This is a genomic window from Arthrobacter sp. NPDC058130 (genome assembly GCF_042884475.1).
Taxonomy (GTDB): Bacteria; Actinomycetota; Actinomycetes; order Actinomycetales; family Micrococcaceae; genus Arthrobacter.
Genome location: NZ_JBHVTV010000025.1, coordinates 1 through 757 on the forward strand (window position 1 = coordinate 1; position 757 = coordinate 757).

At 64.2% G+C, this 757-nt stretch carries 1 protein-coding gene; it reads right to left on the reverse strand.

Translation table 11 applies throughout. The features are described 5' to 3' along the window. A partial coding sequence (locus ACFVTM_RS22775; RefSeq protein WP_390206481.1) for a TIM barrel protein occupies positions 1-350 on the reverse strand: 350 nt, incomplete at its 3' end. Positions 351-757: the final 407 nt, after the last annotated feature.

Here is a 757-nt window from a genome sequence, read left to right on the forward strand (position 1 = left end):
CCGTCAATGCGGTTGCCGTAGAGGGCGTTGAAGGCCTTGCAGCCGAGGCGCTCACCGATCCCGGCGACGACGTCGACGTTGTCCAGGAATTCGGCGGAGCGTGCGGGCCACGAGACCAGGCCGCGGTCACCGCCGGGCATGTCGCCGGCGTTGAAGTTCAGCCCGGTGAGCTGCACGCCGGCGTCGGTGATGGCGTTCTCAAACCGGGTGACCTGGGCGTCAGTGGGGACGGAGGTCTCGAAGGGCCACCAGAATTCGACGGCGTCAAAACCGGCGGCCTTCGCGGCGGCGGGGCGCTCCAGCAGGGGGAGCTCCGTCAGGAGGATGGAGCAGTTCACGGAATACGTCATTGTGGGTTCCTTCGGGCTGTGCGCCGGAGCGGGTCCGGCGGGTCCTGGCGGTCGGCTTCTCGACGATTGTTTCCCGGTCCTGCAGTCGAAGCCATTTCATTCTGCAGCTATCCGCTTACTTTTTCGTATTGTGGAAACAATATCTTGCTCTATGAAAAGTTTAGGCGTGGGACGGGCGGCAGTCAACCCTGTTGCGGCCAATCCCGGGCTGAAATGGCCCTCCTGTGTTAACAGGGCCGCTGTCTGGCAGCTGCGCTGTTAGACAGAATGCCGTTAAACGAGACGTGGCCCCGCCGGTGGGGGGCGGGGGCCCGGGGTTTTAAAGGCCATAAGCGGGACAAAGGGCAGGGGGGTATGGGGGGTGTCGGGCGTGTTAAACAGGGAACCGGAGTTTGCCCGGGCCCCCG